The 16,231-nt window shown below is 63.3% G+C and carries 13 protein-coding genes and 1 pseudogene; all 14 read right to left on the bottom strand.

The features are described 5' to 3' along the window. Positions 1-5: 5 nt before the first annotated feature. Positions 6-398 (bottom strand): DUF3302 domain-containing protein, encoded by a 393-nt coding sequence (locus tag V5B40_RS20470; RefSeq protein WP_332356239.1) that lies wholly within the window; start codon positions 396-398, stop codon positions 6-8. A 208-nt stretch (positions 399-606) separates the two neighbouring features. Further along, positions 607-1,527 (bottom strand): hypothetical protein, encoded by a 921-nt coding sequence (locus tag V5B40_RS20475; RefSeq protein ID WP_332356240.1) that lies wholly within the window; start codon positions 1,525-1,527, stop codon positions 607-609. Between the two features lie 12 nt (positions 1,528-1,539). Further along, complete coding sequence (locus V5B40_RS20480) at positions 1,540-1,719, bottom strand: hypothetical protein (protein WP_332356241.1); 180 nt, start codon at positions 1,717-1,719, stop codon at positions 1,540-1,542. A 10-nt stretch (positions 1,720-1,729) separates the two neighbouring features. Then, on the bottom strand, positions 1,730-3,130 hold the full coding sequence (locus tag V5B40_RS20485) for an aspartate ammonia-lyase (RefSeq protein ID WP_332356242.1): 1,401 nt from the start codon (positions 3,128-3,130) through the stop codon (positions 1,730-1,732). A 380-nt stretch (positions 3,131-3,510) separates the two neighbouring features. Then, positions 3,511-3,963 carry an ion channel gene (locus tag V5B40_RS20490; protein ID WP_332356243.1) on the bottom strand — a complete coding sequence of 151 codons (453 nt, stop codon included), beginning with the start codon at positions 3,961-3,963 and terminating at the stop codon, positions 3,511-3,513. Between the two features lie 5 nt (positions 3,964-3,968). Beyond that, complete coding sequence (locus V5B40_RS20495; RefSeq protein WP_332356244.1) at positions 3,969-5,000, bottom strand: DUF2955 domain-containing protein; 1,032 nt, start codon at positions 4,998-5,000, stop codon at positions 3,969-3,971. A 7-nt stretch (positions 5,001-5,007) separates the two neighbouring features. Then, entirely contained in the window at positions 5,008-6,141 is a 1,134-nt protein-coding gene (locus tag V5B40_RS20500; protein ID WP_332356245.1) for an HlyD family secretion protein, read from the bottom strand. Further along, positions 6,138-7,703 (bottom strand): efflux transporter outer membrane subunit, encoded by a 1,566-nt coding sequence (locus V5B40_RS20505; protein ID WP_332356246.1) that lies wholly within the window; start codon positions 7,701-7,703, stop codon positions 6,138-6,140. The genes V5B40_RS20500 and V5B40_RS20505 overlap by 4 nt, the downstream gene beginning before the upstream one ends. 4 nt (positions 7,704-7,707) lie before the next feature. Further along, entirely contained in the window at positions 7,708-8,841 is a 1,134-nt protein-coding gene (locus tag V5B40_RS20510; RefSeq protein ID WP_332356247.1) for an AI-2E family transporter, read from the bottom strand. Between the two features lie 305 nt (positions 8,842-9,146). Then, positions 9,147-9,272 carry a hypothetical protein gene (locus tag V5B40_RS20515; RefSeq protein ID WP_332356248.1) on the bottom strand — a complete coding sequence of 42 codons (126 nt, stop codon included), beginning with the start codon at positions 9,270-9,272 and terminating at the stop codon, positions 9,147-9,149. A 10-nt stretch (positions 9,273-9,282) separates the two neighbouring features. Then, positions 9,283-10,683, bottom strand: coding sequence for an aspartate ammonia-lyase (locus tag V5B40_RS20520; RefSeq protein WP_332356249.1), 1,401 nt, complete (start codon positions 10,681-10,683; stop codon positions 9,283-9,285). Positions 10,684-10,891: 208 nt separating this feature from the next. Continuing rightward, a pseudogene (locus tag V5B40_RS20525) lies at positions 10,892-11,122 on the bottom strand (IS1634 family transposase); the annotation flags it as partial. Between the two features lie 377 nt (positions 11,123-11,499). Beyond that, positions 11,500-13,923, bottom strand: a complete 2,424-nt coding sequence (locus V5B40_RS20530; RefSeq protein WP_332356251.1) for a hypothetical protein — start codon at positions 13,921-13,923, stop codon at positions 11,500-11,502. A 73-nt stretch (positions 13,924-13,996) separates the two neighbouring features. Next, positions 13,997-16,060: a putative transposase gene (locus V5B40_RS20535; protein WP_332353452.1), complete on the bottom strand. Its 2,064-nt coding sequence runs from the start codon at positions 16,058-16,060 to the stop codon at positions 13,997-13,999. Between the last annotated feature and the right edge of the window lie 171 nt (positions 16,061-16,231).

Consider the following 16,231-nt stretch of genomic DNA (forward strand, 5'->3'; position numbering starts at 1 on the left):
CATCGTCAACTCGGCGCGCCGCTGGCGGGCAAGGGCTCGGTCCTTGTCCTGGCCGGCGTGGCGGCCGGCGTGGAGGTAGGCGTGGCGGCAAGCGTGCCGCCGAGGCGGGCGATGTCCTCCTCGATGGCGCGTGCCTCTTCGCGCGGGAAGCGCCGGATGTCGACGATCTCGGTCGGTTTGAACGCCCAGATGAAGGCCTGCACCCACGGGTAAATGGTCGGCAGGAGGCCCGCCCAGCCCATCAGCTTCACCGCTTCCGCCTCGGGGTGGTTGCGCGCCAGGGCAATGCGCCCGGGCAGGCCGGCGAGCCAGACGAACATCGTCAGCACCGCGGCACCAGCAGCGGCGGCCGTCGCGAAAGTCGCGTAATCCCAGAAATCGAGTTCGAAGCCAAGCATTCCTGATCCCTCCAAGCTCTGAGTTCGTATCCGCAGCGGCATCATCCCTCAGTCGCCGACGCGGCTTGCACGGCAAGCCCGGTCGAATTTTGCCACGAAAAAGCCCTCGCTACCGCTGCCGTCGACAGCAAGCACCGGCGCGTCATCTTTCGCCCGGCGCCTTAACGCTGCTTTCGGCAGCCTTTTCGGCACCTGGGCCGAGCAAATTTCATCGGCAAGCAGAAACTGCGCCGGGCTTCGTCTCGGCACCAAATAGCTCGGGAAGCAGCAGGTAACTGGCCAACAGAAAGCAGAGCGCACCGACCAGAGTGAAAAGGTTGGCACCCCACAGCCAGTCTGGGTTTCCGGTAGCGGGCACAAAGAAAGCGAAGACGGCCGCGGCCATGAAGGCAATCGAGCCGAGCATGTTAAGCAACACGATCCACCAGCTCAGCTGTCGCGGCTGCCAGGACCAGAAACGGTGTGAAACCTCGAGCAAGCCCAGATAACTGGCGACCAGGAAACAGAGACTGCCGATGACGTCAGGGGCCCAGACAAGCAGTTCCTCGTCCGCCCAGGCAAGCCCCGTGATCATCGCGTCGCCGGTGTTGAAGTTGAACAACAGGGTCCCGACGAGTTGTACAAGGCTGGCGCTGTAATCAGCGTTGTGCGGTTTCCAGGAAAACCAGCGCCAGCTTCGCGCTTCTGCTCCTGTCGACACACCGATATCCGCCACATCGCCATTGATCGCCTCCAGTAGCTGCAGCCACGCAGCGCCAGTGAAGAATAGCGAGCCCACAAAGAACACCCCGTTGATAACGCTGCCAACGCCAAGCCAGGCCGGAAGCTGCTGCGGCCAGTTGGCTGCGAAACTGCCCACAGCGAAGCAGGCCGAGCCGCAGATGAACAGCACGGCGATCCACCAGGAGAGGCGACGGGGTGCCCAGAGCTGTAGCCAGGGATTGGCGACCCGTGCCGCCGCGATTTCGCTGCCGTCGCTGGCCAGGTGAAGCGGTGGCAGCGCCTTGCGGACCCGCCTTGACAGGAAGACCAGACGCCGCCCATCGCGCAAATGCTGCACCACCCGCGTCGTGAAAACTCCCGCGGTATGGTGCAGTTCTGTACTGAGCGTGTTGACGACGTTGTGCACAAGGACGACCGCTCAGAACATCAGCCGCGCCAGCAACAGGCCAGAGGGCAAGGCGATGGCGCTGGCCACAGGTCCCGGAATCAATCGAGATTCCCCGCTTTCCCGGCGACAGGCGAGCACCGGGAAATGGACCTTAGCGCCGCCGTCGCTGCGCGGCGATGTCCGGGCAATCTCGCTCGAGAAACCGATCAAGCGCTCTCCCCTACTTGTCGACGTTGCCGCTGATCAGGTTATCGAAGGAGAACAGCTCGTCCCATTTTTCCTGGCTCAGCAACTTGCGTTCCTCGACCACGATTTGCTGCAGCGACTTGCCCGTCTCGTAGCCCTCGCGTGCAATTTCCGAGCACTGCTTGTAGCCCAGCGACTGCTTGAGCACGGTAACGATGCCCAGCGAGTTGAGAACCATGTCGCGCGAGTGCTCGGCGTTGGCGGTGATTCCGCGCACGCAGTTAACGCGCAGGCTGTTGACCGCATGTTCCATTGTGAAAATCGAGGTGAACAGCGCAAAGGTGATTACCGGCTCCATGACGTTGAGTTGCAGCTGGCCGGCCGAAGCGGCCAGCGTGACGGTCAGGTCGAGGCCGATGACCAGGAAACTGGTCTGGTTCACGACTTCCGGAATCACCGGATTGACCTTGCCCGGCATGATCGACGACCCGGGCTGCATCTGCGGCAGATTGATCTCGTTGAAGCCGCAGCGCGGCCCCGAGGCGAGCAGGCGGATATCGTTGCAGATCTTGGTCAGTTTTGCCGAAGTGCGCTTGAGGACGCCGGACAGCTGCACATAGGCGCCGGTGTCGGAAGTCGCCTCGACCAGGTCGCCGGCGAGGATCAGCGTGACGCCGGTAAGGTCCGACAGGCAGCGCGTCACCTGCTCCGGGTAACCGCGCGCGGCGGTCACGGAAGTGCCGATCGCCGTCGCTCCGAGGTTGACCTCGTGCAGCAACTGGCGCACGTCGGCGATGCGGTGCACCTCCTCGCCAATGGTCGTTCCCCAGCCGTGAAACTCCTGCCCGAGCGACATCGGAACGGCATCCTGAAGGTGGGTGCGACCCATTTTCAGGACCCCCTCGAACTCCTTGCCCTTGGCGTGGAAAGCATCTTCCAGGCGGCGCAGCGCGTCCATGTAGCTGCTCAGCCGCAGGATCAGCGCCAGCCGGAACGCCGTCGGATAGACGTCGTTGGTCGATTGCCCGCAGTTGACATGGTCATTGGGGTTGACGAACTCGTACTCGCCCTTCTTGTGGCCCAGGCTTTCGAGTGCCAGGTTGGCAATGACCTCGTTGGCGTTCATGTTGGTCGAGGTGCCGGCGCCGCCCTGGATGAAGTCGGTCACGAACTGGTCGTCCATATCGCCGGCGATCAGGCGATCACAGGCACCGATGATCGCGTCGGCGATCCTGGCATCGATGACGCCGAGATTGCGGTTGGTCAGCGCCGCCGCCTTCTTCACGTAGCCGAAAGCCTTTACGAAGAACGGCTCCGCCGACATCGGGATGCCGGTAATGTGGAAGTTGTGCAGGCCGCGCATCGTCTGCACGCCGTAGTAGGCGTCGTCGGGCAGTTCTTTCTCGCCCAGGAAGTCCTTTTCGATTCGTGCCATTGCGGTTCCTTTCGCTTGCGTGAGAGGCGACTGCCACAGCAGCTTGACAGCCGTGTTTCAGAGAAATACAACGATTGGCGTCTTGCAGCCGGCTTTCGAGAACGCGTCTCCAGCGTACGCTCGCGTGCCGCTTCTGCCCTCCACCACGTTTCCGGTCGCCAATAATTGGCGGCAACCGCCGTCGGTTCTTTCCCGAGTCGCAATTGCCGCGTGCAGACGCTGCGCTGATTTTAGCCGATGGTGCCGACGGTGACCGCAGTTTAAACGGGCCCAGTGACGATGATCCGCTAATTGTCGGCTCTCCCAAATCGGCGCCAGAGAGTTAACGACCAGGCCCGAGTCGACTTCGACCACGGGTAAGTTCGGCTCTTTCGATCCTCTTATTGGGCTGCCGCATTCGCCGGATGCCCCTTTGTCAGGTGCTGCACGATGCCGAGCAGGGCCGCACTGGACAGGCCGAGCATCAGGATGCCATTGAGCGCCTCGAGCGGGCCGAGAAGTTTCCGGTCGTTGCTCATGACCACGTCCCCATAGCCGAGCGACGTGAAATTGACGCCCGAGTGGTAAGCCGCCTGATGGAAGTCAGTGAACTCTCCGAGCCACAAGAACAGGGCGCCCCACAGCATGATCTGCAGAAAATTGCCCAGCATCATGATCACCATCGCCATCAAAAGCCTGCGGGTACCCGTGAGCAGTGCCCTGCCCAACCCCGGTTCGTCCGCGTGGCGCACCACGTAGCGGACGCTCCAGAGAGTGAACATCACCTGCACGGTCAGGCAGATCATCATCGTCAGCAAGCCGATTGCCAGGTTAATCAGTATCATGCCGCTCATCTCCTTCAGCTGTGGTGGAAAAACAAGGCCTCGCTTCTCGACGCGCGCCAGCGCTCGAGCAGCCAGACGGTCGCCCAGGCATAGAGCGCGACGCCGACGAACAGGCAGACACGAACGGCGGACGCCGCGAGTACACCCTTGCCGCTGGCGCTGTCCTCGATCGCCGGCCCGAGCAGGATCAGCATCGTTATCAGCGCGTTGTTCCAGAATGAGGGCGAGAATGTCGTCGCCTTGACGCGGAAGAGCCGCGCGCCGGCCCACAGAGCAGCCGCCATTATCCACAGCATCAGCATCCACAGGTTCGGCCACAGCGACAGGCCGAACCAGACGACCAGAGCCATTCCCGCCCCCATCAGCGTCGATCCCAGCAGTTCCCGACCGGCGGAACGGGTATCGGTCGAACCGGCCTGCTGGCCCAGAGACACCGTCTTCATGATCGCCGCCAGATAGAACGAGGGGTCGGTGAGTGCCAGAACGAACACTGGCAGCACGACCAGCGTGCCGCGCAGGGCGATCCAGCTTGCCGTCTCACGGCTGGGGCGTGGTGGCTTGGCTGCCTTCGCGGCCGGCTCTTGCGCGTCGGGAAAGAAGGCATGCGAAAAACCGCCGACCAGGCTGCCAACGGCGATGCCAACGGCCAGCGCCACGCTGATCGCGGTGACGAGCGCCTGGTCGGCCACCCCGGCGACCGGGATCAGCGTGAAGGCCACGACCAGAATCATTGTCAGCGGGTTGCCGGTGCGGATACCGAAGAAGAACAGCGCGTAAAGGATGACCCCCGTCAGAAGCACGCCGGCCAGCGCGTAGTTCTCCAGCAAGGGGACCATCAGCACCCCCATCACCAACAGTCCGGCAAACAGCAGGGCGATGACCACGGCCTTGGCCGGCGGGATCGGCGGGCCCGGCTTGCACAGCACCACCATTGCCATCAGGCAGACGATGTACGGAAGCGACAGGGCCAGGCCGTAGGCAATCAGGACGGCCAGACCGAGTCCGACGGCCAAGCGCAGAACCGCCTTGTCAGCCGGAGCGATCATGATCGGCTCAGTAGAGGTAGGAGAGCCAGCTCATCAGGCGGATGTAGGCCGCGCCGAGCGTGTTCATCAGGAAGTTGTCGCCGGTGTAGACCATCACCTCGGCCTGACCGCCGATGCGTACCTTGCCCAGACGCTTTGCCTCCGTCGCATCGAACTCGACAGCCACCGGGAAGCGCTGCGCCTGGCGCAGCCAGTCGCGACTGTTTTCGATCGTCGGCAGCGTTCCCGGCGGCGCCTGCTGGGCGGAGCTGACGCCGCTGCCAACGCTGCGCACGCGGCCTTTCAGCACTTCGCCGGGGAGCATATCGAGAACGATGGCCACTTCGTCGCCGGGTTCGAGGTTGCCGAGGTTGTTCTCGGTCATGTCCGCGCTGATCCACAGGTCGCGGATCGCAATCAGCGTCATCACCGGCGCACCTGCCTGGGCGAACTGACCGACTTCGGTGCGCAGATCGGCGACACGGCCGCCGGCGGGGGCGACCACTTTCGTGCGCGCCAGGTCGAGCGCGGCCTTTTCGATCGCCGCGCGCGCGCTGCGCAACTGTGCGTTGTTGTCACCGGCCTCGCCGGCGGCTTCCTGCGCCTTGCGCACGTCGGCTTCGGCAGCCTTTGTCCGGCTGCGCGCCTCGACCCCTGTCGCCTGTGTGACCTCCAGTCGGCGCACCGATATCGCGCCGGGATCCTCGGCGTAGAGCGCCTCGTGCCGCGCCGCGTCCTTTTCGGCCTTGACTTGATTGGCCTGCGCTGCCTGCAGCGAGGCGCGCGCGGCGGCCACGGTCTCCACCGCGGCATTGACTGAACTGCGCACCGCTTCGAAGTCCGAGCGGCTGCGTTGCAGCGCGATCCGGTATTGCTCCGGGTCGATGTCGAAGAGCGCTTGCCCGCGCCCCACGTCGTCGTCGTTCCTGACGTGAACCGCGAGCACCTTGCCCGCCACCTCGGCGGCCACCGGCACCACAAAAGCCTGGACGCGGGCCTGCGAGGAGTACGGAGTGACGCGATCGGCGGCAAAATACCAGAGCAGGCTGCCGCCGATCAGCGCCAGCACGACCGTCGCGCCGATACGGCTTGCCTTCCCCGCTTGCGGCGCTTCGCTGGCGGCTACGGTCGACGGGTCCTGGCTGGACGATTCCTGGCTCATCGTGCTTCCCTCTCTGGTGTGATCTGTGGCGGACCGGCATCGGGTGGCGGCAGAGGTACTGCCAGCATGTCCCGCCAGGCGCTGCGCTCGGCCATCGTCTCGCGCATCGCGTCGTCAACCAGCGGTCGATTGCGCCCCTGCTGCCAGCCACCGCCCATCGCCTTGTATAGCGTGACCAGACTCTGTGCAACATTTCCCATGGTGTTGACCTGCCGCTCCTGCTGGCTGAACAGCGCGCGCTGCGAATCGAGTACGCGCTCGAAGCCGGCCATCCCCTCTCGGTACTGGAGGGTGGCGATAGCGAGCGAACGCCGCGCCGCCTTGACCGCCTCCTCGAGCAGGGGCAGCTGGTCGCGGTTGGCGACGAAGCCAACGGCGGCGTCATCGACTTCGCGCGCCGCCGCGAGCACCGTCCCCTGGTACTGCTCATAGAGTTGCTGGAAGCGAGCGTCCTGGACCAGCACCTCGTTGCTCAGGCGGCCGTGGTCGAAGACGTTCCAGACCAGGCTCGGGCCTATTCCCCAGGCGAGTGTCCGCGGCGAACCGGACAGCGACGTGGCCGAAAGGCCGAGCGATCCCAGCAAGGCAATCGACGGGTAGAGGTCGGCGACGCTGACGCCGATCAGCGCCGACTGCGCCGCCAGTTGCATCTCCGCTGCGCGCACGTCAGGGCGGCGGCGCAGCATCCCTGCGGGCATGTCGGCGACGACTGCGAGCCCGGCCTGCGGGATGCGTTGCCGGCCTGCCGCCATTTCCGGCAGAGGTCCCGGCGGGCGGGCGAGCAGTACGGAGAGCGCGTTTTGCGTCTGGCGCAAGCTGCCTTGCAGTTGCGGAATGGAGGCAAGCGTGCTCAGGTACTGCGATTTCGCCTGCTGCACGTCGAGTTCGGAATCGTTGCCGTGCTTGAACAGCCGTTCGGTGATCTCCAGGCTGCGCTTCTGCAGTGCCGCGTTCTCGTGGGCGATGGTCAGGCGCAACTCAAGGGTGCGGATCACCGCATATAAAGAGGCCGCCTGCGCTGCCACCAGCACCTGCATGTCGTCGTACTGGGCGATGCTGGCGAAGTAAGCGGCGTCGGCGGCCTCGATGCTGCGCCGGAACTTGCCCCAGAAATCGATTTCCCAGCCGACGCCAAAGCCGATGCTGTACGCCGTCAGCGCGCTGTCCGGCCCGCTGCTCGCCTCGGTTCCCGTGCGCAGTACCGCGCCGGTCACCTGCTGCTGTTGCGGATAGAGCAGGCTGCCGGCGATCGCCAGCTGCGCGCGCGCCTCGAGGATGCGCATGCCGGCTGTGCGCGCGTTCGGGTTGGCACGCTGCGCCTCGGCGACCAGTGCGTCAAGTACCGGGTCGTCGAAATTGCGCCACCATTCATCGCCCTCCGGCCGCGGACGCTCGCCCTTTTCCGCTGCCAGCGTCGCCAGCGAGCCACCCGACCAGCCAGCCAGCGCCGGCACCTCGGGCCGCTTGAAGTCCGGCCCGACCGCCGCGCAGCCGCCGAGCAACAGCGCGGCAGCGAGGGCAGGAAGGCGCGGACCGTTGGCGCCGGCGAAGCACCGCCGCATCGGCTCAGGCGGTGGTGGAGGAGGAATCGGCAGCAGCCTGCGTCGGTGTCCGTTCCGGGTTGTCAGCGACCCAGCGCATGAAGATCTGGTAGCCCAGCGCCAGCAAGGTCGCGCCGATGAACATGCCGAGGATGCCGGTCGTGGCCATGCCACCGAGCGCGCCGATCAGGATCACCGGCATCGGCGCATCGACGCCGCGGCCGAGCATCAGCGGTTTCAGGACGTTGTCGGCCATGCCACCGACGAACAGCAGAACGGAGTAGGCGGCAGCGGCAACGGTACCGTAGTCGCCGCTCGTCCAGATCCAGCCGATCACCGGCAGCGTGACGAACAGCGCTGGCAACTGTGCGATGCCGAGCACGAGGACGACCACGGCCAGCACGCCGGCGAATGGGACGCCGGCGATCATCAGCGCGACGCCGATGATCAGCGCCTGAATACAGGCGATGCCGATGACGCCCGAGGCGACGGCACGCACCGTCGCCGTCGACAGCGTGGTGAACTCCTTGCCGCGGGCCAGCCCGGCGATACGTTCGAAAATCTCCAGCATCGCCTTGGCGCCCGCTTCGCCCCAGGCCATCATGATGCCGGCGACGATGAACGAGAAGATGAACATCAACAAGCCGCCGCCGAGGCCGGCGACCATGCCCAGTGCCTTGGTCGCCAGTTGGCCGATCTTCGGCTGCATGGTCTTGACCAGTGCCGGCAGGTCGGCGTGCGCCTGCGACCAGAACGCATGCACTTTCTCGCCCACCACCGGCCAGGAAGCCACCTTGTCGGACGGCGCCGGCACCTGGATCGTGTTGTCGCGCACGCCGTGGACCACGCCTTGCACCGAGTCGCCGAACTGGCTGGCCAGCATGACGGTCGGCGTGATGATGACGGCGACGGCGAGCAGCACGATCAGCGTCGAGGCGAGCCCCTGCTTGCCACCGATCCGCGCGGCGAGCATCTGGTGCAGCGGATAGATCGTGATCGCCAGGATCAGCGCCCACAGCATCATCGACATGAATGGCGAGAAGATTTTGTAGCACAGCAACACCAACGCCAGGACCAGGCCGGCGCGGATAAAGACGTCGAGCAGGCGACGTGACAGACGGTCTTCCAGTGCGTAGTCTGGTTCGCGGGGTGGGGTCATCGGGGATCTCCTTCTATGCGGCGGTGAATGGGGCCGGCAACGGTGATGGCGGCACGCCACCCCATGTGGCGGCGGCGTGAATGTAGCACACCACAGCGTCGCCACGCATAACATGCCAGCTGACGCTATGAGCTTGATTCATCGGCGAATTCGAAGCGAACGACGAGAACGAAGAGAAACTGGAGCGGCCTGGCGGCCTGCCGGAAATGCGGCGAGGATCTGGGCGAAGCGAACCCATTGAGCACGGGAGACGGTCGAAGCGTGCTCCGCAGCTGGCGGGCACGGCATTCGACCGCTACTGGCAATCAATACTTGATGTCCCGCTTCTCCTCGCGGCCATCCTGTTTCGTTTCGCGTGTGATCATGGTCTGGCCGGCATGCTCGCTACAGCGCGGCCACGCCCGGAAAATCTCGCTCGAAAAGCCGATCAAGCGCTCTCCCCTACTTGTCGACGTTGCCACTGATCAGGTTATCGAAGGAGAACAGCTCGTCCCATTTTTCCTGGCTCAGCAACTTGCGTTCCTCGACCACGATTTGCTGCAGCGACTTGCCCGTCTCGTAGCCCTCGCGTGCAATTTCCGAGCACTGCTTGTAGCCCAGCGACTGCTTGAGCACGGTAACGATGCCCAGCGAGTTGAGAACCATGTCGCGCGAGTGCTCGGCGTTGGCGGTAATTCCGCGCACGCAGTTCACGCGCAGGCTGTTGACCGCATGTTCCATTGTGAAAATCGAGGTGAACAGCGCAAAGGTGATTACCGGCTCCATGACGTTGAGTTGCAGCTGGCCGGCCGAAGCGGCCAGCGTAACGGTCAGGTCGAGGCCGATGACCAGGAAACTGGTCTGGTTCACGACTTCCGGAATCACCGGATTGACCTTGCCCGGCATGATCGACGACCCGGGCTGCATCTGCGGCAGATTGATCTCGTTGAAGCCGCAGCGCGGCCCCGAGGCGAGCAGGCGGATATCGTTGCAGATCTTGGTCAGTTTTGCCGAAGTGCGCTTGAGGACGCCGGACAGCTGCACATAGGCGCCGGTGTCGGAAGTCGCCTCGACCAGGTCGCCGGCGAGGATCAGCGTGACGCCGGTAAGGTCCGACAGGCAGCGCGTCACCTGCTCCGGGTAACCGCGCGCGGCGGTCACGGAAGTGCCGATCGCCGTCGCTCCGAGGTTGACCTCGTGCAGCAACTGGCGCACGTCGGCGATGCGGTGCACCTCCTCGCCAATGGTCGTTCCCCAGCCGTGAAACTCCTGCCCGAGCGACATCGGAACGGCATCCTGAAGGTGCGTGCGACCCATTTTCAGGACCCCCTCGAACTCCTTGCCCTTGGCGTGGAAAGCATCTTCCAGGCGACGCAGTGCGTCCATGTAGCTGCTCAGCCGCAGGATCAGCGCCAGCCGGAACGCCGTCGGATAGACGTCGTTGGTCGATTGCCCGCAGTTGACATGGTCATTGGGGTTGACGAACTCGTACTCGCCCTTCTTGTGGCCCAGGCTTTCGAGTGCCAGGTTGGCGATGACCTCGTTGGCGTTCATGTTGGTCGAGGTGCCGGCGCCGCCCTGGATGAAGTCGGTCACGAACTGGTCGTCCATATCGCCGGCGATCAGCCGATCACAGGCACCGATGATCGCGTCGGCGATTTTGGCATCGATGACGCCGAGATTGCGGTTGGTCAGCGCCGCCGCCTTCTTCACGTAGCCGAAAGCCTTCACGAAGAACGGCTCAGCCGACATCGGGATGCCGGTAATGTGGAAGTTGTGCAGGCCGCGCATCGTCTGCACGCCGTAGTAGGCGTCGTCGGGCAGTTCTTTCTCGCCCAGGAAGTCCTTTTCGATTCGTGCCATTGCGGTTCCTTTCGCTTGCGTGAGAGGCGACTGCCACAGCAGCTTGACAGCCGTGTTGGAGAAAAACGATCCGGTGCGCCTGCGGAGCCAACTTGCCAGGACACGCCGGCTGCAAGCTTACGCCACATTCCGGCCCGCGAACGCAGCACTCAGCGAAGTCGGCCTGTTGCGTCCCTCACCGCCACCTTGATTCCAGCCAGTGGCTGCCGCGAGCACTGATCGGACGGATTTCGAGGAAGGAGGTTTTCACCGTGCGGAAGTTGCGTTCGACTTTTTGCAGATCGCGATAGCGCTCATCCACGGTCTTCGCGTCCATCAAGTCCGTCGGAACGTTGGTTTCCAGGAGGTAGCAGCCGTCGAGCAAGCTATCTTGGGCTTTGGCCTCCTCGTCGATGGCGCAAATGACCGCCTCCTCCAAAGTGAGCGTGACGAACACGCTTCGTGGGCATGGCCGTCTCCTTAAGGGTCGTGCGTGCAAAGACGTTTTGCACGCAGTGGAATGAAAGGCCAGCTCACCCAGCGTCCTCAAGATCCCTGCGCACAAGGAGTCAACGAGACGCCGCGAACAATAATCGACGAATCGCCGAACCCGCAGCGGCGAGCGTCGGCCGACACCTTGTCGCCGCTGACGCGACAGTCCGGCGATCAGGTCGCCGCATTAATGTGAAAGTCGCGTATGCGACTCACGAAACGCCCTTCTCCCCTCGCGGGAGAAGGGCCGGGGGAAGAGGGGGGGCGGTCATGACTTTCATGATCCGGGGTGTCTCGACATGTCATGACCGTTAGCTGCCCGATCGCCACCAGAACTTATAGGACTTATAAGGGCTGCCGGCCGATGGTCCCCACCAGCCCGGCACGATAGGCGGCCGAGCCGACAAGAACCCGTTCGCCCTGTATCTGCGCACGTCGCGCCAGAAGTCCCAGGCGAGACGCGACCTCGGCATTCTCGCTGCGATCCAGGAATTCGTAGAGCGAAGCGACAGCCTGAGTCAGGCGCTTCTCGTCACTGGCTTGCTTGGCATCCAGGCGTGCCGCATACCAGTCACTGGCGAGTACGCTTTCGCGCGAAAAAAGCGAACGCACTTCCGGCGACTCCAGCCCGTGGCCATCGGCGGTCTTGCCGTGCGCCATGATTTCCAGCACCGCTTTCAACGGCGGGCAGGCCAGGGAAATCGTGCCATCAGTGAAGTAGCTTTCGGCAACCCGCTGGTGGGTGGCGACGATATTCGCCACGCCGTCGGCAAAGATGTCCATGTCCTGCAGCTCGGGGCGCAGCATTTCCTCGGTGAACACGGCATGCGGATGCAGAAATATGCGGCCAAAGTAGGTGCTGGCCATACGCGCGGTCATGCGATAGCCGAGCCGGCTGGCCAGCACCGGCTGACCACGGTGCTCGAAATCGTCCACACGTTCAAGGGCACCCCGGGCAATCAGATTCTTGGCGTCGCGTTCACTGGGGCTCATGCGGGCAAAGACTTCGGGCACCAGCAGACTGACGTCATGATCAACGCGCATGTTTGGCCCGACGTAACCGGCAGAGGAAACCCAGCCGTCGTAGCCAGTGAGTGCGAAGGAGACGAAAGCCGCATTGAGGTCGATGATCGCCGGCAAGGCATTGAACGGTCCCTTGGTCAAGGCGCCCTCCGAACCCGCCCCGGTCGTCGAGGGTGACTTGCCGGTCATTGAGCTGATGAACTCGATGAACAGCTCGGGCAGTTCCATGTAGTGCAAGGGATTGTAGGGACATAGCGCCCGGATGCCTTCCTCCGGAGGATTGTTGCGGCGACCGGCGGCGACCACATGGACCGGGGTCATGAGCGGCTCGGCAGTTGACTGCCTGCGCAACAAACGCATCGCCAGCCTGGCGATTTCCGTGTCTTCCGGGCAGGCGAGGTCCGGGCGCAACTGCAGATAGCGCGGGTTCTTCGTCGGCTTCCCATCGACGATACGCGGATGTGCCGAGGAGACGAAATAAGCGGGGGATGATCCCTCGGGCGCTTTGGCCGCAGCCAGGATCAGGTTCTGCATCGGTGGGGAAAACTCATTGAAACCGATCGCGTCATCGAGCAGTTCGCGCGCATCCGCACCGTCAAGCGGCTGGAAGTTTGAGATAAAGGTCCCGGGTGTCGCGATATCCGCTTCGGCCTGGCCATCGTAGCCGCGATGAATGGCGTCGTCGGGCCTTTGAAACAGGCGGCGCTCGCAGTTTTGCAGGTACTTCCGTGACAAGCTCCCCGATTCTCCGGCAATCGCTTCCGCGGGGGCGACCACACTGGCGGTGATGTCGTCCTCGGTCTGCACCTTGCCGGCGGGGTGAAAGTCATGCCGCAGGCCGAAGACACGCCAGGCGCCGTCCTTCTCGAAACCCACGCGCAGGGTATTCACGATCAGCGTGCTTCCGTCCAGCTTCAGTGAATTCCCCGGACGACCGTTGATCAGATCCACGGAGTAATGGCTCCGCCAGCTATCGCCCCATTCCGGGCGGTGAAAGCGCTTGACGACGAAGACCAGCTCCTTGATATGTTGCGGAATAGCGCTCAACCACGTGTTGTAGGCCTCGTTATAGTCCCGTCTCGACGGGGTGAGCAGCTTGATGACGCTACCCAGCGAACGGTCAGTGCTCAGTATGAGTCGCTTATCAAGGCCGTTCCTTTCCGGATCGCTGTAGCGCTCGGAGAAATCACGCGCCAGAATGGCGGCAACCGCGTCCATGTCCTTTTCCACGTCGGCAACAAAAACGTGGCCGACAAGTATGGCGTCCGAAATCGCCTTCGATATCTCGGACTTCCCTCCCCCGGAAACAGTGGCCGGCTTGTGGCAGGCAGTCACGTCCGCCGAGGTTCCGACGAGGTTCCACTGGCGATGATCCGCACGCGATGACTCCATGTGTACCCGGTAGCCGTTGGGGCCCATATAGGTCTTGCCGGCCTGCAACTTGATCGACGAGGTCTCGCCATCAGGGCTTGGCCAGGAGACGGTCCGCGAGCGCAGGCTGAAAGTGGATTTCGCGGGCACCAGGACGACATTGCGCTGAACGCGATCAATGGCATGCCCGGCCAACTGCCCGACAAAGCGTTCAGGATCGCGTGCCAGCACCTCTTGCAGCGAGTAGTCATCGCCCGCCGTCAGATCGGTGTACTCCTGACCCTCGTTATAACTCGGAAACACCAGCGCGCCGCCGGAATGCTCTTCTTCGGCGGAGCCAAACAGGTTCGCCGAATAGCTGATCTGCGTCTTCACCTCTTTCTTCAGACCTCCCGGAATCCCCGGCGAACGTGGTCTAATTTTGGACAGTAGGTCGGCGAAGGCCGTCTCATAGCGGAGACTGGCCGACCTCGATGCGCAGCCATTTTCCGCCGGGAATTCTGGCGCCGAGACCAGTGAGCTTACGGCACAGCTGTTCTTGGGCATAACGGCGGGCGGGTTGCTGTAGCGGCTCCAGGCGAACGACCACCCAGTGCTCGTCACTGCGTACCCAGCCATGGCAGTTGAAGATCGCATAGAGCAGGTCCACCCGATCGCTATCCTTGGCATAGCTGTCGTTAAGCCAATCGAGAAGCTGGCGGCGCACGTTCCATACGGAACTCGTGACGAAGTCGAAGAGATTCTTGCCCTCGTTATCGATGGCGTTGAAGGAGCGGTAATCGGACAGCCCCGTGACATTGACGCGCTCGGGCAAGCGAGCCTTGTCAGCCTGGAGTTGTTTGAGTTGCGTTTCGCTCACGGCGATGGCCGCAGCAAGCCGCCGATGCCGACTGTTGTGGCGCTCACTTCCGTCCCGATTGAAGCTGGGTTGAGTCTTGGCCTGTTGCTTGTAAAGCTTGGCAAGATGGCCCTGGGTGCTCGCGATCTGCTGCGCAAGCCCTTTGATCTGGGGATTGGCGATGTCCTGTTTGTCGCTCTCGGCCAAGCCGAAACCCGGATGGTAATGATAGGGATGACGCCCCTTGAGGTGTTTGAAAGTGTTCTCCGAGGCGCCCCAGCGACTGAGCATCGCGGTCAGCACCTCTTGCGGCGACCACTGAAGGTCAGCGTCCCAGCAGAGCACGCTGATGCGGTGATTGGTGCGCAAATTCCACAACACCACCCGGCGCAGGTCGAACGTATGCACCGACTCGGCCGTGCCGGTGTCGGGATCGGTTTTAGGTGGGTAGACGCACGTCTTGGTCTCTTCGAACAGGCGATAATCCGTGCCGTTCATCGCTACGCTGTGCGTGAAGTCTGCGGCCGGCAAGGCCATGAGCCGCGCAGGATTGGCGTTCTTCTCCCAAGTGATGAAGGGCGTGCGGCTGCGCACGAGTTCGCTGAAAAAGCCCAGTCCATCGCCCTCACGGTCGAAGACCTGTACCGGCGGGGTTCCCAGGGACTGTTGTCGCGCATACTCGCCAAGCCTCAGAATCTGGGCGCGCAGGTCTCCCTTGCCCTCCTGAATGTCGAAATAGACGATGCGCCCCTGTTCGTCACAAGTGACCAGATTGGTCTGTCCGGGCATCGGCATCCGCCGCTGTGTATTCCACGCCGCATGCACCTTGTCCTGTCCGGTATAAGGCAAGAGATGACCGTCCGTAAACCACAGCCGGGTGGCGACCAGGCCGCAGCGGATCTGATCGGCAAAAAACGCCTTCAGCAGCGCACCGGCCCGAGACTTGCCGGCGACGTCATGGAACCAGGACCACAGCGTGTCGAGAGCGGGTAGCCGCCCCAAGCCCAGGAGCCGTCCCGCCTCCTCGCGCCGCTCATGTTTGAGCTGCTCGATGGAGCGGATGTTACGCACCGCCATCAGCACGAACACCTGGAAGATGCGCCAACCGTTCCCGAACAGCTGGGAGAGCCGTTGCATCCACTGCCATTGGCTCATCAGGACCAGCAAGACAGGGAAAATGCCGGCATAGCGGCTGGCTTCCCAGTCATGGTGTTCCGCATAGGGAAGCTCGATCACTGCGGCGGGAACCTGTTCCGGTGAGGCCTGCTCCGCGACTGTCTGGCGGCTCGGCTGATCGACACGCACGACCTCTTCGAGGGGCGCTTCCTCCAGCGCACACCGCGCCGCGGCTTCGCCATCCCACGCGAGTTCCTCTTGGGTCACTTCCGCAGTCAGCCGCTTCTCGACACGCCGCAAAGCTTCGAGTTCGCGGGCCTTGGAGCCGGGGCGGCGTTTGTCAACATGCAGCCGACCTTGCCGTTCTTCGCTCACGCTGCGGCTCGGACTATAGCCATGCAGCAGGCCGGTCACCCCAAATAGCCGATAGCACTCGCGATAGTTGTGCAGCGTCTGGCGACTGAGATTGAGCACCTCGGCCAAGCGCGTCTGGTTCAGCTTCCTCTGTAATAACTCAACCACCAGGAGGCGCCGCTCGGCCTTGTCGGCAAGATTCACCCGTTTGCTCAGACTGCCATGATGATAAAGGTCACCCTGGCTGCGAGGGCCACGCGGAAGGTGCAGACAATAGCCTCTGCCCAAGTCGAAACGGCCTTCCTGCTTAACCGCTGGTTCCAATAACTCGCTCTGCGTCACCCCTCACCCCCAGGTCCCCGCTGCCTGACGCGA

It is taken from the genome of Candidatus Accumulibacter meliphilus, from assembly GCF_036625345.1.
Classification (GTDB): Bacteria; Pseudomonadota; Gammaproteobacteria; order Burkholderiales; family Rhodocyclaceae; genus Accumulibacter; species Accumulibacter meliphilus.